The 20,518-nt window shown below is 72.0% G+C and carries 21 protein-coding genes and 1 tRNA gene; 11 read left to right on the forward strand and 11 right to left on the reverse strand.

Going from position 1 to position 20,518, the window contains the following annotated elements; all coding sequences use genetic code 11:
- The 5 genes from RCO28_RS11055 to RCO28_RS11075 all read right to left on the reverse strand — a co-directional run bounded on the left by RCO28_RS11055 (window position 1) and on the right by RCO28_RS11075 (window position 3,130).
- Entirely contained in the window at window positions 1-1,023 is a 1,023-nt protein-coding gene (locus tag RCO28_RS11055) for a phosphotransferase family protein (protein ID WP_308940869.1), read from the reverse strand.
- A gap of 251 nt (window positions 1,024-1,274) precedes the next feature.
- Window positions 1,275-1,571 (reverse strand): hypothetical protein, encoded by a 297-nt coding sequence (locus RCO28_RS11060; protein ID WP_308940870.1) that lies wholly within the window; start codon window positions 1,569-1,571, stop codon window positions 1,275-1,277.
- Between the two features lie 306 nt (window positions 1,572-1,877).
- Window positions 1,878-2,207 (reverse strand): DUF202 domain-containing protein, encoded by a 330-nt coding sequence (locus RCO28_RS11065; RefSeq protein ID WP_308940871.1) that lies wholly within the window; start codon window positions 2,205-2,207, stop codon window positions 1,878-1,880.
- Window positions 2,204-2,599, reverse strand: coding sequence for a DUF202 domain-containing protein (locus RCO28_RS11070; RefSeq protein ID WP_308940872.1), 396 nt, complete (start codon window positions 2,597-2,599; stop codon window positions 2,204-2,206). The genes RCO28_RS11065 and RCO28_RS11070 overlap by 4 nt, the downstream gene beginning before the upstream one ends.
- 24 nt (window positions 2,600-2,623) lie before the next feature.
- Window positions 2,624-3,130 carry an NUDIX domain-containing protein gene (locus RCO28_RS11075; RefSeq protein ID WP_308940873.1) on the reverse strand — a complete coding sequence of 169 codons (507 nt, stop codon included), beginning with the start codon at window positions 3,128-3,130 and terminating at the stop codon, window positions 2,624-2,626.
- Between the two features lie 160 nt (window positions 3,131-3,290).
- Between RCO28_RS11075 and RCO28_RS11080 the strand changes: the two genes are divergently transcribed.
- Window positions 3,291-4,946, forward strand: a complete 1,656-nt coding sequence (locus RCO28_RS11080) for an FAD-binding dehydrogenase (protein ID WP_308940874.1) — start codon at window positions 3,291-3,293, stop codon at window positions 4,944-4,946.
- 20 nt (window positions 4,947-4,966) lie between these two features.
- Here the strand turns inward: RCO28_RS11080 and RCO28_RS11085 are convergent, their stop codons facing one another.
- Entirely contained in the window at window positions 4,967-5,413 is a 447-nt protein-coding gene (locus tag RCO28_RS11085; protein ID WP_308940875.1) for an ASCH domain-containing protein, read from the reverse strand.
- Between the two features lie 287 nt (window positions 5,414-5,700).
- Between RCO28_RS11085 and RCO28_RS11090 the strand changes: the two genes are divergently transcribed.
- The 4 genes from RCO28_RS11090 to RCO28_RS11105 all read left to right on the forward strand — a co-directional run bounded on the left by RCO28_RS11090 (window position 5,701) and on the right by RCO28_RS11105 (window position 9,704).
- A complete protein-coding gene (locus tag RCO28_RS11090) occupies window positions 5,701-6,651 on the forward strand; it encodes a hypothetical protein (RefSeq protein WP_308940876.1) in 951 nt (316 codons plus the stop codon).
- Window positions 6,652-6,733: 82 nt separating this feature from the next.
- The gene (locus RCO28_RS11095; protein WP_308940877.1) at window positions 6,734-8,305 is read left to right on the forward strand and encodes an APC family permease; all 1,572 of its coding nucleotides are present in this window, start codon (window positions 6,734-6,736) and stop codon (window positions 8,303-8,305) included.
- Window positions 8,306-8,473: 168 nt separating this feature from the next.
- On the forward strand, window positions 8,474-9,127 hold the full coding sequence (locus RCO28_RS11100; RefSeq protein ID WP_308941234.1) for a molybdopterin-dependent oxidoreductase: 654 nt from the start codon (window positions 8,474-8,476) through the stop codon (window positions 9,125-9,127).
- Window positions 9,069-9,704, forward strand: coding sequence for a cytochrome b/b6 domain-containing protein (locus tag RCO28_RS11105; RefSeq protein WP_308940878.1), 636 nt, complete (start codon window positions 9,069-9,071; stop codon window positions 9,702-9,704). The genes RCO28_RS11100 and RCO28_RS11105 overlap by 59 nt, the downstream gene beginning before the upstream one ends.
- A gap of 68 nt (window positions 9,705-9,772) precedes the next feature.
- On the opposite strand, the gene RCO28_RS11110 is transcribed toward RCO28_RS11105, so the two are convergent.
- Window positions 9,773-10,183 (reverse strand): YchJ family protein, encoded by a 411-nt coding sequence (locus RCO28_RS11110; protein ID WP_308940879.1) that lies wholly within the window; start codon window positions 10,181-10,183, stop codon window positions 9,773-9,775.
- 283 nt (window positions 10,184-10,466) lie between these two features.
- Here RCO28_RS11110 and RCO28_RS11115 point away from each other — a divergent pair, with 283 nt between their 5' ends.
- Window positions 10,467-11,978 carry an NCS1 family nucleobase:cation symporter-1 gene (locus RCO28_RS11115; RefSeq protein WP_308940880.1) on the forward strand — a complete coding sequence of 504 codons (1,512 nt, stop codon included), beginning with the start codon at window positions 10,467-10,469 and terminating at the stop codon, window positions 11,976-11,978.
- A 71-nt stretch (window positions 11,979-12,049) separates the two neighbouring features.
- Window positions 12,050-12,772, forward strand: coding sequence for an aspartate/glutamate racemase family protein (locus RCO28_RS11120; protein WP_308940881.1), 723 nt, complete (start codon window positions 12,050-12,052; stop codon window positions 12,770-12,772).
- Window positions 12,773-12,926: 154 nt separating this feature from the next.
- On the opposite strand, the gene RCO28_RS11125 is transcribed toward RCO28_RS11120, so the two are convergent.
- Window positions 12,927-13,011: transfer RNA gene (locus tag RCO28_RS11125), tRNA-Leu, on the reverse strand.
- Between the two features lie 210 nt (window positions 13,012-13,221).
- Between RCO28_RS11125 and RCO28_RS11130 the strand changes: the two genes are divergently transcribed.
- The 3 genes from RCO28_RS11130 (at window position 13,222) to RCO28_RS11140 (ending at window position 15,880) form a co-directional block, all read left to right on the forward strand.
- The gene (locus RCO28_RS11130; RefSeq protein ID WP_308940882.1) at window positions 13,222-14,556 is read left to right on the forward strand and encodes a M20/M25/M40 family metallo-hydrolase; all 1,335 of its coding nucleotides are present in this window, start codon (window positions 13,222-13,224) and stop codon (window positions 14,554-14,556) included.
- 219 nt (window positions 14,557-14,775) lie between these two features.
- Window positions 14,776-15,009 carry a chaplin ChpH gene (gene chpH, locus RCO28_RS11135; RefSeq protein ID WP_308940883.1) on the forward strand — a complete coding sequence of 78 codons (234 nt, stop codon included), beginning with the start codon at window positions 14,776-14,778 and terminating at the stop codon, window positions 15,007-15,009.
- Between the two features lie 139 nt (window positions 15,010-15,148).
- Complete coding sequence (locus RCO28_RS11140; RefSeq protein ID WP_308940884.1) at window positions 15,149-15,880, forward strand: chaplin family protein; 732 nt, start codon at window positions 15,149-15,151, stop codon at window positions 15,878-15,880.
- A 147-nt stretch (window positions 15,881-16,027) separates the two neighbouring features.
- Here RCO28_RS11140 and RCO28_RS11145 read toward each other — a convergent pair whose 3' ends face one another.
- Window positions 16,028-16,216: a DUF5703 family protein gene (locus RCO28_RS11145; RefSeq protein ID WP_175410115.1), complete on the reverse strand. Its 189-nt coding sequence runs from the start codon at window positions 16,214-16,216 to the stop codon at window positions 16,028-16,030.
- Between the two features lie 47 nt (window positions 16,217-16,263).
- Between RCO28_RS11145 and RCO28_RS11150 the strand changes: the two genes are divergently transcribed.
- On the forward strand, window positions 16,264-16,971 hold the full coding sequence (locus tag RCO28_RS11150) for a hypothetical protein (protein WP_308940885.1): 708 nt from the start codon (window positions 16,264-16,266) through the stop codon (window positions 16,969-16,971).
- Between the two features lie 104 nt (window positions 16,972-17,075).
- On the opposite strand, the gene RCO28_RS11155 is transcribed toward RCO28_RS11150, so the two are convergent.
- Window positions 17,076-19,439: a helix-hairpin-helix domain-containing protein gene (locus tag RCO28_RS11155; RefSeq protein WP_308940886.1), complete on the reverse strand. Its 2,364-nt coding sequence runs from the start codon at window positions 19,437-19,439 to the stop codon at window positions 17,076-17,078.
- A complete protein-coding gene (locus RCO28_RS11160) occupies window positions 19,436-20,419 on the reverse strand; it encodes an aldo/keto reductase (protein ID WP_308940887.1) in 984 nt (327 codons plus the stop codon). Before RCO28_RS11160 ends, RCO28_RS11155 begins: the two co-directional genes overlap by 4 nt.
- Window positions 20,420-20,518 lie beyond the last annotated feature (99 nt).

Here is a 20,518-nt window from a genome sequence, read left to right on the forward strand (position 1 = left end):
TCAGCCTTCCTGAAGGGTGGTCAGGCCGTGCTCGATGAATTGCGGGACGAGCTCGCCGATGCGGTCGAAGCCCGCGCCGACGGTCTGCCCGAGCGTGTACCGGTAGTGGATGCCCTCGAGGATCACGGCGAGCTTGAACCAGGCGAACGCCGTGTACCAGGAGACCGCCGACACGTCGCGCCCCGAGCGCGCGGCGTACCGCTGGATGAGCTCGCTCGCGTCCGGGTGGCCGGGAGCCGAAGCGGTCGTGGAAATCGGGGAGTCGGGGAGTTCGAGCCGCGCGCTGTACATCGCGAGCAGCCCGAGGTCGGTCAGCGGGTCGCCGAGCGTCGACATCTCCCAGTCGAGGATCGCGGTGATCTGCTCGCGGTCGTCGATCAGGACGTTGTCGAGCCGGTAGTCGCCGTGCACGACGGTGGCCGCGGGGGAGTTCGGCAGCTCCCTGCCGAGCGCCGCGTGCAGCTCGTCGATGCCCGCGAGGTCACGGTTGCGGGAGGCGTCCAACTGCTTGCCCCAGCGCCGCAGTTGGCGGTCGAGGAAGCCCTCGGGCCGGCCGAAGTCGCCGAGCCCCACGGCCTGGGGGTCCACGGCGTGCAGCTCGACCAGGGTGTCCACCAGGTTGAAGGCGGCGGCCCTGGTCCGCTCGGCCCCGATCGCCGCCAGCTCGCCCGCGGTGCGGTACGGCGTGCCCTCCACGAACTCCATGACGTAGAACGGCGAGCCGATCACCGACTCGTCCTCGCACAGCAGCACCGCCTTCGGCACCGGCACCGCGGTGTCCTGCAGCGCGCTGATCACTCGGTGCTCGCGCTTCATGTCGTGCGCGGTCGCGAGGACGTGGCCGAGCGGCGGGCGGCGCACCACCCAGCGGTCGGTTCCGTCGGTCACCGCGTACGTGAGGTTCGAGCGGCCGCCCTCGATCAGCCGTCCTTCGAGAGGGCCGCGCACAAGTCCGGGGTGCACACGGTCGAGGTGGCCGCGCAGTGCTGCGAGGTCGAGGCCCGGTGGCTGGTCTGAGGCCATGCTGTCGCTCCCTGTGTGTTGACTCCAGGAGCATCATGCCGACCAGTCGGTATGCCGTCTACCCTGTGGGCCGAAAGTGATCGGGCTCTCGTCCGGAAGGGCGAGGTGCGTAGGTGGTGGTCGTGCGTAGGTGGTGGTCGTGCGGAGGCGTTGCGGTGGTCGCCGTTACAAGAACCCCCGCCCACCGCACCCTCTCGGCAGAGCCTGCCAGTCGGGGCGGGAGCGGGGGAAGTACGGCTCGGGGCCGGTACTCAGTGGTCGTCCCAGTGGCCGTTGTGCTCGGCGTGCCGGTGTCCGTCGTGCACGTAGTCGACGTGGTCGCCGTGCGAGACGGTCTGGTGGCCGCAGCCCTCGCCGTGCTGGTGCTCGTGCCCCTCGTGGGCCTGATGCCCGGCGGGCTCGCACTCGTCCCAGTGGCCCTCGTGCTCGCGGTGCAGATGGCCGTCGTGCGCGTAGTCGATGTGGTCGCCGTGCGTGACCGACGGGTGCCCGCAGCTCTCGCCGTGCGTGTGCTCGTGGGTCGGGTGCTCCAGGTGGAGGGTGGTCATGCGGCTCACCTTCGGTGTACAGGGGTGGATGACAGCACCAGGCTAGACCTGTATGTCGGATTCATCCGGTTGTGATGGTGGGGATTGGTGGGGCTTGGTGGCGAGTGGCGGGGGCGTCCGGGTGCACGGTGGCGCGCACGGAAGGGCGCGCTCCGCCCGTGCGCTCCGCGCGCCACGCCCGCGCGCCACGCCCGCGCGCCACGCCCGCGCGCCACGGCCGTGCACCACGCCGTGCACCACGCCGCCCACCACGGCCGCGCACCAAGGCCACGCTCGGCGGCTCAGCCTCAGCTCAGGACGGCGGCCTCAGCGCACCACGGCCACCGCGAAGACCGCCAGCCCCACGGTGCAGCCCGCCGCCCCCAGCGCCGTACCCCACCGCATCGACACCGGCCGGGCACTCACCAGGGCATGAATCCGCCGGTTGGCGACCACCACGAACACCAGCCACACGACCAGCGAGAGCCCCGCCGCGGCAAGAGCGAGCGGGCCCGCCCCGCCGTGCAGCGCCTGCTTGCCCGCGAGCACGGCGGCCACCGTGCAGGACAACGTCGTACGCCGCCACGCGAGTCGGGTCCGCTCCGGCTGAAGTCCCGGGTCCCGCTCAGGAGTTGCCGGTGGTACGGGGTGACTCACCCCTCCGCCCAGCCGAAGAGCACGACCACCACCATCGCGAGGGCGACGAGCCCGACCGCGAGCGCGAGCAGCGCCGGGAACCGGGACACCGGCAGGTCCTCTCCGCGCCGCATCGCCAGCTCGCACCGCATCCAGTGGTTGACGGCCCGCAGCGCGCACAGCACACCCACCACGAGCAGCGCGAGGGCCAGCGCGATCCGCCAGCCCCAGGACAGGTCCGGCAGGAACTGGTCTACCGCGAAGCCGCCGCCCACAAGCGCGAGCGCCGTACGGATCCAGGCGAGGAAGGTCCGCTCGTTGGCCAGCGAGAAGCGGTAGTCCGGCGTCTCGCCCTCTTCCCGCACCCGCGCGGGGGCCAACCACAGCCGCAACGACTCCACGAACCCGATCACGCCCCGCACCCTACCGGCGCCCGATCACCGCGCACGCCAGGCCCTCAGCCGCTCGTACGCCGCCAGGCCGTCGGGCACCCACTCCCACTCGCCGAGCGCGCGCTCCAGGTCGTCCTCGGGCAGAAACGTGTGCCAGTCGACCTCCTCGGCCTGCGGGGACACCGGGAGTTCGCAGCGCACCTCGTAGACGTACGACCACCAGGTGTGCTCGTCCGTCTCGTACAGGAACTTGAACAGCGGGACGGGCTGCGGGAGTCCACGGACGCCCAGCTCCTCCTCGGCCTCGCGCAGCGCCGCCGTGTCGTACGCCTCGCCCGCTCCGACGACGCCGCCCACGAACATGTCGTACATCGACGGGAAGACCAGCTTCGTCGGCGTGCGGCGGTGCACGAAGACGCGGTCCTTCGCGTCCCGGGCGAGGATGAAGACGCAGCGGTGGCGCAGGCCCTTCGCGTAGGCCTCGCCGCGCGGCGCGGTGCCCACGACGCGGTCCTGCTCGTCCACGATGTCGAGGATCTCGTCAGCGCTCATGCGGCCATCCAACCCGCGTCGCACCAGGCACGTCCAACGCAGCGGTTGACGCCCCGCACATGTGTCCCGAAGATCTAACCCATCGGTAACCCATCCCTGAGTTCCCTGCCCGACCCCCGTGCCTTCTCCCCGAAGCGCACCGCCGACAGGACGGATGACCATGGCGTACGACGCTGATGTGATCGTGATCGGGGCGGGCCTCGCCGGTCTCGTGGCCACTGCCGAACTCGTGGACGCGGGACGGAAGGTGATCCTCCTCGACCAGGAGCCCGAGCAGTCCATCGGCGGGCAGGCGCACTGGTCCTTCGGCGGACTGTTCTTCGTCGACTCCCCGGAGCAGCGGCGGATGCGGATCAAGGACAGCCACGCGCTCGCCCTACAGGACTGGATGGGCACCGCCGCCTTCGACCGCGAGGAGGACCACTGGCCGCGCAAGTGGGCCGAGGCCTATGTGGACTTCGCGGCGGGCGAGAAGCGCTCCTGGCTGCACGCGCAGGGCGTGCGGTTCTTCCCCGTCGTCGGCTGGGCCGAGCGCGGTGGGTACGACGCGACCGGGCACGGCAACTCGGTGCCCAGGTTCCACATCACCTGGGGGACCGGGCCCGGGCTCGTCGCCCCCTTCGAACGGCGCGTGCGCGAAGGGGTGGCGCGCGGCCTGGTCGACCTGCGGTTCCGGCACCGCGTGACCGGCCTCGGCCGCAGCGCGGGCGCCGTCGACACCGTGAGCGGCGAGGTGCTCGAACCGTCCGACATCGAGCGCGGCCAGGAGTCCGGCCGCACCGTCACCGGTCTCTTCGAGCTCAAAGCCCAGGCGGTGATCGTCACTTCGGGCGGCATCGGCGGCAACCACGAGCTGGTCCGCGCCAACTGGCCCGAGCGCCTCGGCCGCCCGCCGGCCAGGATGCTCTCCGGGGTGCCCGCGCACGTCGACGGACTGATGATCGGCATCGCGGAGGACACGGGCGGCCATGTCGTCAACCGCGACCGGATGTGGCACTACACCGAGGGCATCGAGAACTGGAACCCGATCTGGAACAAGCACGGCATCCGCATCCTGCCCGGACCGTCCTCCCTCTGGCTGGACGCCCGCGGCAAGCGCCTCCCGGTGCCGCTCTTCCCCGGCTTCGACACCCTCGGCACCCTCGACCACATCATGCACAGCGGCTACGACCACACCTGGTTCGTGCTCAACAAGCGCATCATCGGCAAGGAGTTCACCCTCTCCGGCTCCGAGCAGAACCCGGACCTGACGGGCAAGTCCGTGCGCGACGTGATCGGCCGCGCGCGGGCCGACGTGCCCGGCCCGGTGAAGGCGTTCATGGACCACGGCAACGACTTCATCGTGGAGAACGACCTCGCCGCCCTCGTCCGCCGCATGAACGCGCTCACCGACGAGCCGCTGATCGACGAGGCCGAACTGCGCCGCGAGATCACCGCCCGCGACCGGGAGATCGCCAACCCCTTCACCAAGGACCTGCAGATCACCGCGATGCGCGGCTCCCGCAAGTTCATCGGCGACAAGCTGATCCGCACCGCGTCCCCGCACCGCATCCTCGACCCGAAGGCGGGCCCGCTCGTCGCCGTACGCCTGAACATCCTCACCCGCAAGTCCCTGGGCGGCCTGGAGACCGACCTGACCTCGCGCGTGCTCACGGACGGCGGCGACCCCCTGCCCGGGATGTACGCGGCGGGGGAGGCGGCCGGGTTCGGCGGTGGTGGCGTGCACGGCTATCGCTCCCTCGAAGGCACGTTCCTCGGCGGCTGCATCTTCTCCGGCCGCGCGGCGGGTCGGGCGGCGGGTCGGGCGGTGGGGTAGGGCGGTGAGGTAGGGCGGGTTCAGTCAGTCAGGCGCGCGACGACCCGGAAGCGCTCCGCGACCACCTGTGTGGTGTCGGCGACCGTGAACTCCGGGTCGCCGAGCGCGGCCCTCATCTCCGGGGAGTGCCAGAACTTCTCGTGCTCCACCCGCCATTCGGCCACCGACGTGTACCCCTCGCCCTCGTCGAGGGCGTGCCGCAGGTCGATCTCGGCGAGCGGCATGACCTGCGCTCCGGTGGTCTCGACGACCGCGACGGGCCGGTCGTCGGAGTCGATCAGCGCATAGCGGTTCCCGGGTCTCGGCAGGGGCTCGCCCTCCAGCTCGTACTCCACCAGCAATCCCGTCGTCGATGTCTTCTCGCCCGCGAGCACTGCCGCGACCAGGGTGTCCCGGAGCGGTCCTGGGAAGGCGAGGCCCAGGGGCGGGAGGTCCTGAACGTCCTGGTGCGGGTCGGTCGGCTGCATGGCGCTGCTCCTTCGGTCCTGCGGTGGTCCGCTGCTGGTCCTGATCTCCACTCGCGAGACTACGACCCCCCACTGACAATCGCCCCAACCCCCCAATTCACCCTGTGGACAAGCCAGTTGGCGAATCGATTCCTCCCGGCCCGGCCTTGACGGAAGGGACCCCTGCCGCTTAGCTGTCCGTGATCATCCGGTCTGCGGTGCGTGATCGCCGCAGGCTCACGACCACAGACCCGCAGCAACCGTCCACACCCTCCGCTTGACCACCGTGATGGGAAGGACTCACCGAGGTGTCCCCACCGCCTCCTCCGCTCGGGCGTGCCCGCAAGCGCGCCACGTACGACTTCGACCCCGCCCTCGACGACACCGAACTGACCGCCGCCCGCGCCGCGTTGGAGCGCGGCCGCTGGGCCGACACGCGTGCCCTGCTCGCCGCCACCGGCCCCGACTGGGACCGCAGAGGCCACCGCCTCGTCGTCCTCGGACAGTCACCCGCCACGCGCGCGTGGGCGCAGGAGTGGCGGCTCGTCGAGCCGGAGAGCGCGGACGCCGCGGCCCTGTTCGCCTGCGCCTCGGTCTGGCGTGCCCTGCGCGGCAAGGAGCGCCCCGAGAACGCGCAGGACGCCTGCCGCGCCGCCGCCTCGCTCGCCCCCGATGACCCCACACCGTGGCTCGCCCTGCTGCTCCTGGCCCGCACCCTCGGCTCCGAGGAGGACGTGGTCCGCCTCTTCGACGAGGTCCGCCACCGCCACCCGCAGCACCACCACGCCCACCACCTCATGGTCGGCCGCCTCGCCGAACGCCGCGCCGACCTGGGCCAGGACCCGCTGCACGAGGTGTACGACTTCGCCTCCTGGGCCGTCGACCAGGCGCCGCCCGACTCCCCGCTCGCGATCCTCCCGGTCGTCGCGCACGCCGAGCGGTACCGCGTCCTCGCCGGTGCCACCCGCGCCGCGTCCCCGCCGGAGCGCTCGGGCCACTGGTCCGGACGGCTGGCGCGCCTCGTCCTGAAGGGCGCGTTCGACTGGTGGCTGGAGTGGGGCGGCGACCAGCATCCGCGCGGCCGCATCGACCTCAACTTCCTTGCCCACGCCAAGTTCTGCGAGGGCCGCGCGGCCGAGGCGGCGGCCCTGTTCCACCGCATCGGCCGAAACGCGACCGAAGACCCCTGGTCGTACCCCGGGCGCGACCCGGCACAGGCCTTCGGCGCCGCCCGCAACGCAGCCCTCGGCGCCGCCTGACCCGCCCGGCAGCCGCCGGGTGCGCGACCCGACCCGAGCCCCACCGATCCGCCCCCCCACCCCCGAAGGAACCGGAGCGACCATGTCGACGGGCAGTTCGAGCACCACCGACACGACAGGAACCGCAGCAACCCCCACCGCGCGCGACAGCCGGATCAACACCTACAAGGGCGAGGAGCGCGCCCTGCGCGCCGACCGCCTCGGCACGGCGGGCCTGCTGCTCTCCGTCCTCGCCGCCAGCGCGCCCCTGATGGTCGTGGCCGGAGTCATGCCCACCACGTTCGGCGTGATGGGCATGGTCGGACAGCCGCTGCTCTTCGTCATCCTCGGCCTGGTCCTGGCCCTCTTCAGCGTCGGATACGCGGAGATGAGCCGGCACGTCCACAACGCCGGCGCCTTCTACGCGTACATCTCCCGCGGCCTCGGCGGCACCGCCGGTGCGGGAGCCTCGCTCGTGGCCCTGGTCGCGTACAGCGCCATGCAGGTCGGCATCTACGGCATCTTCGGCTTCGAGGTCTCCACCCTCTTCGCCACCTACCTGGACATCCAACTGGCCTGGTGGATACCGGCGTTGGCGGCCGTCGCGCTCGTCGCCGCACTCGCCTGGCTGAAGATCGACCTCAACGCGCGCGTGCTGGGCGTGCTGCTGCTCATCGAGTGCCTCCTGGTCGTCGTCTTCGACGTGGCGGCGGTCGCCGAGCCCGCCTCCTCCGGGCTCGCGCTCACCGCGTTCGACCCGGACTCCCTCACCGGCGCGGGCTTCGGCACGGCCCTCTGCTTCTGCATCGCCGCGTTCGTCGGCTTCGAGCAGGCGCCGGTGTACGCGGAGGAGACCAGCAGGCCGCAGGTGGTCGTCGCCCGCGTGATGTTCCTGGCGGTGGGCTTCGCCGCGCTGTTCTTCGCGCTCAGCTCCTGGGCGCTGACGGTGGCGGCCGGTCCGTCCGGGATCGTCGACGCGGCCCGCGAGCAGGGCCCCGGCCTGCTGTTCGGCCTCACCGAGGACCGCCTGGGCGCCGGCTTCACGGACGTCCTGCACATCCTCTTCGTCACCGGGATGTTCGCGGCGATGCTCAGCTTCCACAACGTCGTCGCGCGGTACGCCTTCGCCATGGGCCGCGAGGGGCTGCTGCCCGCCGCGTTCGGCCGTACCAACAAGGCGAGCGGGGCGCCCGGTTCGGGCTCGCTCCTGCAGACGGTGATCTCGGTGGCCGTCATCGCGGCCTTCGCGGTCACCGACGACAAGCCCATCGGCGACCCGACCGTTCCGGTGCTGCGGCTGTTCACGTGGATGGGCAACGTCGGCGCCCTCGGCATCATCGCCCTCATGGCCGCCGCCTCCCTCGCGGTGATCGTCTTCTTCGCCCGCCGCGGCGCCGCCCGCGCCCAGGCCTGGCGGCTGGTCGCCGCGGCCCTCTCGGGCCTGGCGCTCCTGGTGATCGCCGGGTACACGGTGAAGGACTTCGACGTCCTCGTCGGCGCGGGCCCCGGCTCCGCCCTCGCGTGGGTGCTGCCGGGCGTGATCGGCCTCGCGGCGGTCGTCGGCCTGGTGCACGGCGCCGTCCTGCGCGCCCGGCGCCCGGAGGCCCACGCCCGGATCGGTCTGGGCAACGAGGCATTCCAACTTGAGCAGGCGACCCAGCGCACGCACCCGTAGGGGCGCACCGCAAGAGATGACGAAACCCTGACGAAGCCCCGCGCCCCCTGGTCCGACCGCGTCCCGAGTGCTGAACTCGGGGATGTGAACCCCACCCCGCCCGACGACGTCCACGACCGGTCCGACGACGCCTCCGGCGCACCCATCGGCCGCCGCGTCGTGCTCGGCATGCTCGGCCTGGGCGCGGCCGGAGTCGCCGCCGCCCCGCTCCTGCAGCGCGGCGTCGAGGCGCTGGCCCGGCAGGACCCGACCGGCCTGACCGACGCCCTGCCCGCGGGCGGCGCCTTCCGGTACTACTCCGTGACCGCGTCCGTACCGCCGAAGAACGCCCGCACCTACCGCCTGCGCGTGGACGGCCTCGTCGACCGCCCCAGCACGTACACGCTGGCCGGGCTGCGCGCCGAACCGCAGACCCGGATCGTGCGCGACGTGCAGTGCGTGACGGGCTGGCGGGTCCCCGAGACCCCCTTCGAGGGCGTACGTCTGTCCCGGCTCCTGGACGCCGCCGGGGTCCGCCCCGAGGCCCGCGCCGTCCGCTTCACCTGCTTCGACGGCGCGTACAGCGAGAGCCTCACCCTCGAACAGGCCCGCAGGGACGACGTGTTGGTGGCCCTGCGCATGCAGGACAAGCCGGTCAGCCACGAACACGGCGGGCCGGTACGCCTGTACGTCGCGCCCATGTACTTCTACAAGTCGGCCAAGTGGCTCTCCGGCATCACCGTCACCGAGGACGTCCGGCCCGGATACTGGGAGGAGCGAGGCTATGACGTCGACGCCTGGGTCGGCCGCTCCAACGGCCGCGACGACACCCCGACCGCCTGAACAGGCCGTGCACGCAGGCCGCTTCAGCCCCGCCGAACGCTGGGCGCACGGCGCGACCGCCGCCCTGACGCTGCTCTGCATCGCCTCGGCGGCCTGCCTCTACGTCCCCGCGCTCGCCCAGCTCGTCGGCCGCCGCGCCCTGGTCGTCACCGTGCACGAGTGGACGGGCCTGCTGCTGCCCGTGCCGCTCCTCGCCGGCCTCGCCTCCCGCGCGCTCCGCGCCGACCTGCGCCGCCTGGACCGCTTCGGCCCGCACGACCGCCACTGGCTGCGGGCCGCGCTCCGCCGCGAGCGGGGGCCGCGCCCGCAGGGCAAGTTCAACGCGGGCCAGAAGCTGTACGCGGCGTGGATCGCGGGCGCGGTCCTGGTGATGCTCGGCACCGGCATCCTGATGTGGTTCACCGGCCTGGCCCCGCTCGCCGTACGCACCGGCGCGACCTTCGTGCACGACTGGCTGGCCCTCGCGGTCGCGATCGTGGTGGCCGGACACATTGGCATGGCCGTGCGCATGTGGTCACAGCGGAGCGAGGCGCGTCAACTCCGCGAGGGCAGGAGAGACCTCAAGGACACGGTCTAGGGCTCCCGCCTCCCCGGCCCTTGCGGGTCCGCGCCCCTCGGGGCGGCGGTCCCTGGCCCGGCGCCCCGCTACTCGTACACATCCCCGTCCACGTACACCCACGCCCCGTCGAGCCGCTCGAACCGGCTGCGCTCGTGCAGCGCGCCCGCCCGGCCGCCGTCGACGTACCGGGCCCGGAACGTCACCGTGCCCGTGCTGTGGAACGCGCTGCCCTCCGCGCTGTCCAGGATCTCCAGGCCCGTCCAGCGCATCGACCCCCCGGCCTCGAAGCCGACCCTCGGCGGGCGGGTGCGCGGATGCCAGGTCCGCAGCAGATACGCCTCGTCCTCAACGGCGAACGCCGCGTACCGGGAGCGCATCAGCTCCTCCGGAGTGGCCGCGGCGGCCTTTCCGGAGTGCAATCTTCCGCAGCATTCCGCGTAGGCGAGCGGCTGTCCGCAAGGGCACGGTGAGGTCGTACGACGAGACATGCCGCTCATTCTGCCGTGCCTGCGGCGAGGCGGCTCGGGCGACGTGCAGGCAGGTCACCCCTTGTGCCTGAGCAAGATTTGGTATCCCATTTACCCACCAGTTCCAGCCCATACCTGAGGCTGTTACTGCACGCTGCGGCCTTGATCGCCCCCCGTTCACCTGTGGTTTTCTCCCGCGAACCTCTTGACCGGTACGCGAAACCGGTCGTAGCGTCCTGGCTCACCTGCTTCGAAAAACTGATTCCGTATACCGGAACTCCCGGATACCGGAACTCCCGGAAGGGTGACTGGTGTGACCACAGCACAGGACGCAGCGCACACAGGAGAGTCGTCTTCGGACGCCTCGCAGGCGACTGCCACGGGCACCAGTACCCGGCTCTACAGTCCGGACCTCGCGCCCACGAAGAAGGAAGGCCGCAACTGGAGCGGCTACAGCGTCTTCACCCTCTGGGCCAACGACGTGCACAGCCTCGGCAACTACGCCTTCGCCCTGGGCCTGTTCGCTCTCGGGCTCGGCGTCTGGGACATCCTCGCGGCGTTCCTGCTCGCCTCGCTCTTCCTGTTCGCCCTGCTCAGCCTCTCCGGCTACATGGGTTCCAAGACCGGCGTCCCGTTCCCGGTCATGAGCCGCATCGCCTTCGGCGTCAAAGGCGCCCAGCTCCCCGCCGTGATCCGCGGCGGCGTCGCCATCGCCTGGTTCGGCATCCAGACCTATCTGGCCGCGACCGTGCTCTCCGCGCTGCTCAAGGCGCTCATCCCGAGCCTCGCGAGCTGGGAGCAGACCTCCATCCTCGGCCTCTCCGCGCTCGGCTGGGTCTCGTTCCTCGGCCTGTGGGTCATCCAGGTCCTGATCGTCAGCTTCGGCATGGACGCCATCCGCAAGTACGTCGAGCTGGCCGCGCCCGCCGTCCTCATCACGATGCTCGCGCTCGCCGTGTGGATGTTCGCCAAGGCCGACATGTCCATCGCCATGGACGCCGGCAACGCCTTCACCGGCGCCGACCGCTGGCTGCACATCCTCGAGGCCGCCGCGCTCTGGGTCGTCATCTACGGCACGTTCGTGCTCAACTTCTGCGACTTCACGCGCTCCGCGAAGAGCAACCGCTCGATCAACGTCGGCAACCTCGTCGGCATCCCCGTGAACATGCTCTTCTTCGCCGGCATCGTGGTCGTCCTCAGCGGCGCGCAGTTCAAGCTCGACGGCAGGGTCGTCACCAGCGCCTCCGACATCGTGCAGACGATCCCGAACACGTTCCTGCTGGTCCTCGCCTCGCTCGCGCTGATCGTCCTGACCGTCGCGGTCAACCTGATGGCCAACTTCGTCGCGCCCGTCTACACCCTGGTCAACCTCTTCCCGCGCAAGCTCAACTTCCGCCGCGCGGGCGTCGTCAGCGCCTCGATCGGGCTCGTCATCCTGCCCTGGAACCTCTACAACAACCCGGTCGTCGTCAACTACTTCCTCGGCGGACTCGGCGCGCTCCTCGGCCCGGTCTTCGGCATCGTCATGGCCGACTACTGGCTGATCCGCAAGACCCGGGTGCACGTCCCGCACCTCTACACCGAGCACCCCGAGGCCACGTACGCGTACCGCAAGGGCATCAACCCCCGCGCCGTCGGGGCGTTCGTCCCGGCCGCCGCCCTCGCCGTGGTCATCGCGCTCGTCCCGGCCTTCCAGGGCATCTCCGGCTTCTCCTGGTTCATCGGCGCCCTGCTCGCCGCCCTGCTCTTCGTCGTCCTGCCGGGCCGCCCCGCGGTTCCCGAGGAGGACGTCGACGGCGAGGACATCGCCGTACCGAGCGTCTGAGCGGAAGCCCGCCGCACCTGTCCCACCCGTCCCACCCGCACCGTCACGCGAGAAAACAGGAACACCACCCCATGCGACTCCTTGTCATCAACGTCAACACCACCGAAACGATGACGAAGAGCATCGGTGAGCAGGCCGCGAGCGTCGCCGCCCCCGGCACCGAGATCGTCCCGCTCACCCCGGCCTTCGGCGCCGACTCCGTCGAGGGCAACTACGAGAGCCACCTGGCCGCCATCGCCGTCATGGAGACCGTCCGCGCCTACCCGGAGCCCTTCGACGCGGTGATCCAGGCCGGCTACGGCGAGCACGGCCGCGAGGGCCTGCAGGAACTGCTCGATGTCCCGGTCGTCGACATCACCGAGGCCGCCGCCTCGACCGCCCAGTTCCTCGGCCGTACGTACTCCGTCGTCACCACCCTCGACCGGGCCGTGCCCCTCATCGAGGACCGCCTCGCCCTCGCCGGCCTCTCCGACCGCTGCGCCTCCGTACGCGCCAGCGGCATGGCCGTCCTCGACCTGGAGCGCGACCCGGCCGCCGCCGTGGAGGCGATCGTGGAGGAGTCGGCCCGCGCCGTCGAGCAGGACCGTGCGGAGGTCATCTGCCTGGGCTGCGGCGGCATGTCGGGCCTCGGCGAACGTGTCGTCGAGCGCACCGGCGTCCCCGTCGTGGACGGCGTCGCCGCGGCCGTGACGATCGCCGAGTCCCTGGTCCGCCTCGGCCTGAAGACCTCCAAGATCCGGACGTACGCGCCTCCCCGCCCGAAGCACTTCAAGGCGTGGCCCCCGAGCAACTGACCGCTCCCACGAACCCCGCCCCGACCGGTGCGCCCCGAGCCCGGCCGGGGCGGACGTGTGTCCGGGCATCGAACCGGCCGCGCCCGTACGGGAGTTGAGCCGCAGCCCAACGAAAAGATCCCCCGGCTCCAGTGGAGCCGGGGGATCTTCGCTGTGTCCGAGGGGGGACTTGAACCCCCACGCCCGATAAAGGGCACTAGCACCTCAAGCTAGCGCGTCTGCCATTCCGCCACCCGGACCGGTGACCCGCGGTTTCCCGCGGCGACGTGGAAAACCATAGCAAACATTCGGGGTGCCCTGATCACACCCCTGGCCCACCCCTGGCCCACCCCGGCCCACCCCCGCCCGGCCATGAACGGCGCATTACGGGCGGTGCCCTGCCTTGGGGTGAGCGGGGTCGGCGCGCGAGGATGTGGGGGACCAGCAGCGGCAACTCGGGAGGAAGCAGCGTGAGCGAGTCGAGCAGGGGCGAGAAGGCACCGTCGGTCTCCGGCGAGGACGAGGTCGTCGACCTCTGCCGGGACCTGATCCGTATCGACACCAGCAACTACGGCGACCACTCGGGACCGGGCGAGCGCAAGGCCGCCGAGTTCGTGGCGGAGAAGCTCGCCGAGGTCGGCCTCGAACCGAAGATCTTCGAGTCCCACCAGGGCCGTGCCTCGACCGTCGCGCGCATCGAGGGCGAGGACCCGTCCAAGCCCGCGCTGCTGATCCACGGCCACACCGACGTCGTACCGGCCAACGCGCAGGACTGGACCCACCACCCCTTCTCCGGCGAGATCGCCGACGGCTGCGTCTGGGGCCGGGGCGCGGTCGACATGAAGGACATGGACGCGATGACCCTCGCGGTCGTACGCGAGCGCATGCGCAGCGGCCGCAAGCCCCCGCGCGACATCGTGCTCGCCTTCCTCGCGGACGAGGAGGCCGGCGGTACGTACGGAGCGCGCTATCTCGTCGACAAGCACCCGGACCTCTTCGAGGGCGTCACCGAGGCGATCGGCGAGGTCGGCGGCTTCTCCTTCACCGTGAACGAGAACCTCCGCCTCTACCTCGTCGAGACCGCCCAGAAGGGCATGCACTGGATGCGGCTCACCGTGGACGGCACGGCGGGCCACGGCTCCATGACCAACGACGACAACGCCATCACGGAACTCTGCGAGGCCGTCGGCCGCCTCGGCCGGCACAACTGGCCGATCCGCGTCACCAAGACCGTCCGCTCCTTCCTCGACGAGCTGTCCGACGCCCTCGGCACCGAGCTCGACCCGGAGAACATGGACGAGACGCTCGCCAAGCTCGGCGGCATCGCCAAGATGGTCGGCGCGACCCTGAAGAACTCCGCCGCCCCCACCATGCTCGGCGCGGGCTACAAGGTGAACGTCATCCCCGGCCAGGCCACCGCCCACGTCGACGGCCGCTTCCTGCCCGGCTACGAGCAGGAGTTCCTGGCCGACCTCGACCGCCTCCTCGGCCCGCGCGTGCAGCGCGAGGACGTGCACGCGGACAAGGCCCTGGAGACCGACTTCGACGGCAAGCTCGTCGACGCCATGCAGAGCGCCCTCAAGGCGGAGGACCCGATCGCGCGGGCCGTGCCGTACATGCTCTCCGGCGGCACCGACGCCAAGTCCTTCGACGACCTGGGCATCCGCTGCTTCGGCTTCGCGCCGCTGCAGCTGCCGCCGGAGCTGGACTTCGCGGGCATGTTCCACGGCGTGGACGAGCGGGTTCCGGTGGACGGCCTCAAGTTCGGCGTGCGCGTCCTCGACCGGTTCATCGACGCCTCGTGACTTCTCGGGGAGCCTCGGGGCGTCTCGGAACGCCTTGGAGCGTCTCGGGGCGCCTCGTGACGCCCCGGGAAGGCGTCGCGCTCGCGTCAAGAATCGTCTGCGTGTGCGCAGTTGACTGAAACGGGTGAATGGGGCCGTTCGGTCGTAGCCCCCGTCACCTCTCCTCGTTACAGGTGGTGCAGTCCGCGGCTGGGACTGCATTGCCAACAAGGAGGAATAATGATCAAGAAGGTCGTCGCTGCTGCGGCTGCCACCGGTGGTCTGGTGCTCGCCGGCGCGGGTATCGCCGTCGCCGACGCCGGTGCTCAGGGCGCTGCCGTCAAGTCTCCGGGCGTGCTCTCGGGCAACGTCGTCCAGGTGCCCGTGCACGTGCCGGTGAACGTCTGCGGCAACACGGTCTCCGTGATCGGGCTGCTGAACCCCACCTTCGGCAACACCTGCGTGAACAAGTGACGTTGTGCCTCACCCCTTGAGGGGTTGAGTCCCGTGGCCCCGGAGTGTGCGCCATGCACTCCGGGGCCGTTGGGCATTCGGCGCACGTCCCGCTGTGGGGTGTGCGCGTTCCCAGTAGTTCCAAGACAGGGAAGTACCTATGCGACAGGTCACGCGTAAAGGCCTGATCACCGTGGCGGCCGCGTCCGGCGTCTTCGCCGTCACCGGTTACGCACACGCCGACTCGGGGGCCCAGGGCAGCGCCCACGGGTCGCCCGGCGTCGCCTCCGGGAACAGCGTTCAGGCACCGATCGAGGTGCCGGTCAACGTCTGCGGCAACACCGTGAACGTCGTCGGCCTCCTCAACCCGGCGGCCGGCAACGACTGCAGCAACTCCTCCAAGGGAGGCGGCAGTTCATCAGACCAGGGCGGAAGTTCCGAGCAGGGCGGCGGTTACGGCGAGGGCGGCAGCGGTTCCCAGCGGGGATCGGGCGGCGGAGCGACCGCCGAAGGCGTCACCTCCGGCTCGCCCGGCGTCCTCTCCGGCAACAACGTCCAGGCTCCCGTCGAGGCGCCGGTCAACGCCTGTGGGAACGGCGTCTCGGTTGTCGGCGCCCTCAACCCCACCACCGGCAACGACTGCGGCAACGGGGAGGCGGCGCCTCCGGACAAGGAGGTCCCCGGCAAGCCGCAGGACCCCCGCGACCCGGTCGCCGAGGAGCCCAGCAAGCCCCCGAACGAGCCGAAGACCCAGCTCGTGACGCCGGTCGAGGAGATCGAGACCCTCGCGCAGACCGGCAGTGAGCTGCCGCTCGGTGTGGCGGTTCCGGTGGGTGCGGGCATGCTGCTCGCCGGCACCGTGCTGTACCGCAAGGCCCGCGTGCGCACCTGACGCACCCGGGAGCACGACGACGGAGTGGGCGCCGTCAAGGACGGCACCCACTCCGTTCGCATGTCCGGCAGCCTGACATCCGGCAGCTCCTTACAGGCAGCTCCTTACGCCAGGCACCTCAGGTCCGGCGGCTCCTGCCCGGCAGCCTCACCAGGTGGCGCGCACCTGCCGGATGATCCGGCGGCGCAACCGCACCTTCCGGCTGCCGTCCCTGCGCAGGCTCAGTCGGTCCAACTCCCAGTGTCCGTACTCCGCGTGGTCCGTCAGTAGTCGCGTCGCTTCCTTGCGGGACACCCCGCGCGGCACATACACATCGACAAATTCGTATTCCGGCATCGCATCTATTGTGCGGGCAGCGCCCCGGTACGGATAGCGTCTGCACTATGTCTGATGCTGCGCAGCCCACAGCTGCCGAGGTACGTGCCGCCGCCGAGGCGGTCAAGGCCGCGCTCGACGCCCACCTGGCGGCCGTCGAGCGGAGGTCGGGGGATGACGACTCGGGAGTCCATGAGGCGTTCAACCAGCTGGCCGCGGCGGCGGAGGTGTACGACGAACTGCTCTACGACGCCTACGACGAGGTCACGCCCTTCGAGATCCCGGGCGCGGAGGACGGCCTGCCGCCGTACACCGGGCCGGAGGAGCCGAACGCGGTGAGCGTGTTGATCCGCCGGGACTACACCGTGATCGAGCCGCAGCGGCTGCGGGCACAGGCACAGCGCGTCGCGGATCTGGACACCGACACCGCGGCGGGCGAGCCCTCGGCCGCCGGGGTCGTGGGCCACAGCGTGCACGCCGCGCTCGGTGTGCTCTTCGGCGAGTTCGAACCGGACGAAATCGCCTCGCGGCACAAGGAGTTCGGCCTCGAGGAGGGCGACTCCACGCTGTGGGTGGCGGCCGCGGACGAGCCGGCCGAACCGGGGGAGTGGCTGGACGCGCCCTTCGAGCAGGCCGACCCGCAGCAGATCGTGTGCCGCTTCGACGTCAGCTCGGTCTTCGACGAGGACCTGGAGGACGACGTGGACGAGCCCCGCCCCGCGGCAAGCCGCGGAGTCGCCCGTACGGCATCGCAGGAAGTCGACGGGCTCGCCTGAGGCCGACGCCGGGCGCCCTCTGCGCCCGGCCCCTCACCGCCTGCCGTCGGTCACGGCCGACGCCCGACGGGTTCTTCCCGTCGGGCGCCGCCGTGCGTGCGAGGTCAGGCGTCCTGGGGCGGTGTGGCCTCGGGCGAGGGGACCTGCGTACGCAGCAGCGTCTGCAGCCGGGTCGTACGCGGCTTCGCCGGGCGCTCCGCCACGGCGCGCGGGAGGGCCTGCTCCACGCCGTGCACCACCGACAGATGCCGCTCGCCCCGCCCGAACGCGGTGTAGACCCACGCTCTGGTCAGCCCCTTGGCCGCGTCACCGGGCAGGACGACGACGGCTGCGGGCCAGCGCTGTCCGACGGCCTGCTGAGCGGTCAGCGCCCAGCCGTGGCGTACGGACTGCTCCACCCGGTCCTTGCGGACGACGACCGGTCTGCCCTCGCACTCCACGTGCAGCCCGTCCGCGTCGGCCCGGACCACCTGGCCGAGGACGGTGCGGTTGGGCGCCGGGGAGTACGCGATCCGGTCGCCGGGGTCGAAGCCGCCGAAGCGGCCCGGTCCGGGGTTGAGCCGCTCCTTCAGCGCGGCGTTCAGGGCACGGGTGCCCGCGGCGCCGCCGTGGCCCACGGTGATCACCTGCGTGGCGCCGGCGGGCAGGCCGAAGGCGCGGGGCACCGACTCGGCGACGAGCTGCACCGTACGGTGCACGGCCTCGCCCGCGTCCCGCACGGGGACGATCACAACTTCCTTGTCCGGCGCGGCCACTTGGTTCAGCTCGCCGATGCCGATGCCGGAGACCAGCTCGCCGATCGGGCCCTCGTCCGGGACGCGCGAGACCACCACGGGGCAGACGCGGGCGCCCAGGAGGTCGGCGAAGACCCGACCCGGGCCCGCCGACCACAGCGCCCCCGGATCGCCGCTCAGCACGAGCCGGGCACCGTCGGGCAGCGACTCCACGAGCATTGCCGCACCCTCGACGTCCAGCTGCGGGGCGTCGAGCAGCACGAGCAGGTCAAGGTCGAACGCGCCCTCGGCGTCCCGGCCGGGGCCCTCCGCGCCGGAGAGCAACTCGGCGACGGTCACGGCGGCGCCCTCCGCGGTGCCGCCCGGCGTGGACCCGGCCTCCGCGGACTCGCTTGCCGCACCGGTCCGCGCGGCGACGGCCTGCCGGAACGTCCTCTTCCCGTACGGGGTGTGGGAGGCGGCGCAGACCCGGAGTCCGGCGGCTGCGGCGGCGGCCACCAGGGCGGCGGGCTCGGCGCGGGCCTCCTCACCTCCGGTGTGCAGGACGAGGCTGCTGCCCGCGACGGCACGGATCAGCTCGGCCGTCGAACCACGGGCGGAACCGGCCGCCGCGAGCAGGGCGGACCGCTGCGGACTCTCCTCCTTGGCAAGGGAGTTGAGCACCCTGGCCAGGCCGTCGGCGAGGCTCTCCTCCGCCATGGCGTAGCGCTCCAGGCCGACGAGGACTCGGACCGGCCGCTCCTGCTCTTCCGCCTCCTCGCCCTCGCCCTCGCCCTCGGCTGCTGCGGTGGCGGGCGCGGCCGGGGCGCCCGGGGCGTTCTCCAGCGCGTCCTGGAAGACCAGCAGGTCGCCCTCGGCGATCGCGCTCTGGACCGCGGCGTCGGCGTCCGCCACGCCGTACCGCCCAAGCGTGGATTCGAGCGCGGGGGCGTCCAGCGCCGTGTGGCCGGCGACGGCCGCCTGCTCCAGGAGCCAGACGGCGACCGCGCGGTCGCGGCGCTCGTCGTCCGGACGGCAGGCGTCGCCCAGCAGGGCGCGGGCGAAGCCGTCGGCCTGCTCCGGGCGCACGCCCGTGACCCGGAGGAGCTGCCAGGGGTCCTCGCGCAGCACGGCCTCGGCGCCCTCGCCCAGGGCCGTGGCCGTCTGCTCGGCGAGCGCGGCGGGGGCACCGCCTTCGGCGAGGACCGCGCGGACCGCGTCCACGGCCTCGGCGGCGGGGCCCGCAGGAGTGCTCACCGGCGCCGGGCGCTCGGGCCTGCGGGCCGGCTCGGGGGCCGGGCGGCGGGGTGCGGACTCGGGCTCGAAGACCGCTCCGGCCGGCTTCTCGCCGCTCTCCACGGCGCGGACGGCGGCCAGGAGGTCGGCCGCCGTGCCGCTGAGTTTCGTGCCGCTCTCGATCGGGGCGTCCCGCTCGGCCTTGCGCCGCTCGATCCGCTCCCTGAGCTCCCGCTGCGCGGCCAACTCGGCCTCGGTTTCGGAGGGTTGGGCGGCGGCCTCCTCCTTGGTGGCGTCGGTGGCGCTCTCCGCGGCGGTCTCCTCAGCGTCTTCCTGGGTGCCGTCGGCGGCGCTCTCCGCTGCGTCTCCCTCGGTGCCGTCCGAGCCGTCCGAGCCGTCCGAGCCGCCCCCGCCGGGGGCCGCGGCGTTCTCCGCGGGCGTCTCGGGCAGGGCGTCCTCCGCGGCCGGCTCGGGTGTGGTGCTGCCGGTCTCGTCCGGGGCGGCGGACTCCGTACTCACAGGGTGCTCCAGTCCTGGTCGGGGTAGCGGTGCACGGGCGCCGACACGTCGTCGAGAGCCCGGCAGATCTCGTCAGGAAGACTAAGGCTCTCCACTGACAACGCGGCCGTGAGCTGCTGTGCGTTGCGCGCGCCCACGATCGGCGCGGCCACCCCCGGCCGGTCGCGCACCCACGCGAGGGCCACCTGCAGCGGTGTGGCCGCGAGGCCGTCCGCCGCCGTCGCCACCGCGTCCACCACGCGGCCCGCGGCCTCGTCGAGATACGGCTCCACGAAGGGCGCCAACTGCTCGGAGGCGCCCCGCGAGTCGGCGGGCGTGGAGTGGCGGTACTTGCCGGTGAGGACGCCCCGGCCGAGCGGCGAGGAGGGCAGAAGCCCGACGCCCAGGTCGAGCGCGGCCGGCAGCACCTCCCGCTCCACACCGCGCTGCAGTAGCGAGTACTCCATCTGCGTACTGGCCAGGCGGGTGCGCACGCCCGGGGCCGCGAGCTGCCAGGTGGCGGCCTTGGCGAGCTGCCAGCCGCAGAAGTTGGACACCCCGGCGTAGCGGGCGCGGCCGCTGGAGACCGCGATGTCCAGGGCCTGCAGGGTCTCCTCCAGGGGCGTCGACGCGTCGAAGGCGTGCACCTGCCACAGGTCGACGTAGTCCGTGCCGAGCCGCTGCAGCGAGGCGTCCAGGGCGGCGAGCAGATGGCCGCGCGAGCCGTCGAAGCGGCGCTCCGGGTCGGGGACGCTGCCCGCCTTGGTGGCGATGACCAGCTCGCGCCGGGGCACCAGGCCCTCGACGAGCTGCCCCAGGACGTACTCCGCCTCGCCGCCGCCGTACACGTCCGCCGTGTCGACGAGCGTGCCGCCCGCCTCCCAGAAGACCTTCAACTGGTGGGCGGCGTCGTGCTCGTCGGTGTCACGGCCCCAGGTGAGGGTGCCGAGGCCGATCCTGGACACGCGCAGGCCGGTGCGGCCGAGATGCCTCTGCTCCATGGGCGCTGAGGTTACTGCTCACGTGCCGAACCCGGGCGGGCCTGTGGATAACCGTTCGCCGGAGCCTGTGGACAGCCACCCGCTGACGGATCGCACCGC

The organism is Streptomyces sp. LHD-70 (genome assembly GCF_031157275.1).
Classification (GTDB): domain Bacteria; phylum Actinomycetota; class Actinomycetes; order Streptomycetales; family Streptomycetaceae; genus Streptomyces.

Bases quoted from the DNA above. Each gene is read 5' to 3' on its own strand.
- RCO28_RS11055 (WP_308940869.1), bottom strand. From the start codon at position 1,023: ATGGCCTCAGACCAGCCACCGGGCCTCGACCTCGCAGCACTGCGCGGC.
- RCO28_RS11060 (WP_308940870.1), bottom strand. From the start codon at position 1,571: ATGACCACCCTCCACCTGGAGCACCCGACCCACGAGCACACGCACGGC.
- RCO28_RS11075 (WP_308940873.1), bottom strand. From the start codon at position 3,130: ATGAGCGCTGACGAGATCCTCGACATCGTGGACGAGCAGGACCGCGTC.
- RCO28_RS11080 (WP_308940874.1), top strand. From the start codon at position 3,291: ATGGCGTACGACGCTGATGTGATCGTGATCGGGGCGGGCCTCGCCGGT.
- RCO28_RS11085 (WP_308940875.1), bottom strand. From the start codon at position 5,413: ATGCAGCCGACCGACCCGCACCAGGACGTTCAGGACCTCCCGCCCCTG.
- RCO28_RS11095 (WP_308940877.1), top strand. From the start codon at position 6,734: ATGTCGACGGGCAGTTCGAGCACCACCGACACGACAGGAACCGCAGCA.
- RCO28_RS11100 (WP_308941234.1), top strand. From the start codon at position 8,474: ATGCTCGGCCTGGGCGCGGCCGGAGTCGCCGCCGCCCCGCTCCTGCAG.
- RCO28_RS11105 (WP_308940878.1), top strand. From the start codon at position 9,069: ATGACGTCGACGCCTGGGTCGGCCGCTCCAACGGCCGCGACGACACCC.
- RCO28_RS11110 (WP_308940879.1), bottom strand. From the start codon at position 10,183: ATGAGCGGCATGTCTCGTCGTACGACCTCACCGTGCCCTTGCGGACAG.
- RCO28_RS11120 (WP_308940881.1), top strand. From the start codon at position 12,050: ATGCGACTCCTTGTCATCAACGTCAACACCACCGAAACGATGACGAAG.
- chpH (WP_308940883.1), top strand. From the start codon at position 14,776: ATGATCAAGAAGGTCGTCGCTGCTGCGGCTGCCACCGGTGGTCTGGTG.
- RCO28_RS11140 (WP_308940884.1), top strand. From the start codon at position 15,149: ATGCGACAGGTCACGCGTAAAGGCCTGATCACCGTGGCGGCCGCGTCC.
- RCO28_RS11145 (WP_175410115.1), bottom strand. From the start codon at position 16,216: ATGCCGGAATACGAATTTGTCGATGTGTATGTGCCGCGCGGGGTGTCC.
- RCO28_RS11150 (WP_308940885.1), top strand. From the start codon at position 16,264: ATGTCTGATGCTGCGCAGCCCACAGCTGCCGAGGTACGTGCCGCCGCC.
- RCO28_RS11160 (WP_308940887.1), bottom strand. From the start codon at position 20,419: ATGGAGCAGAGGCATCTCGGCCGCACCGGCCTGCGCGTGTCCAGGATC.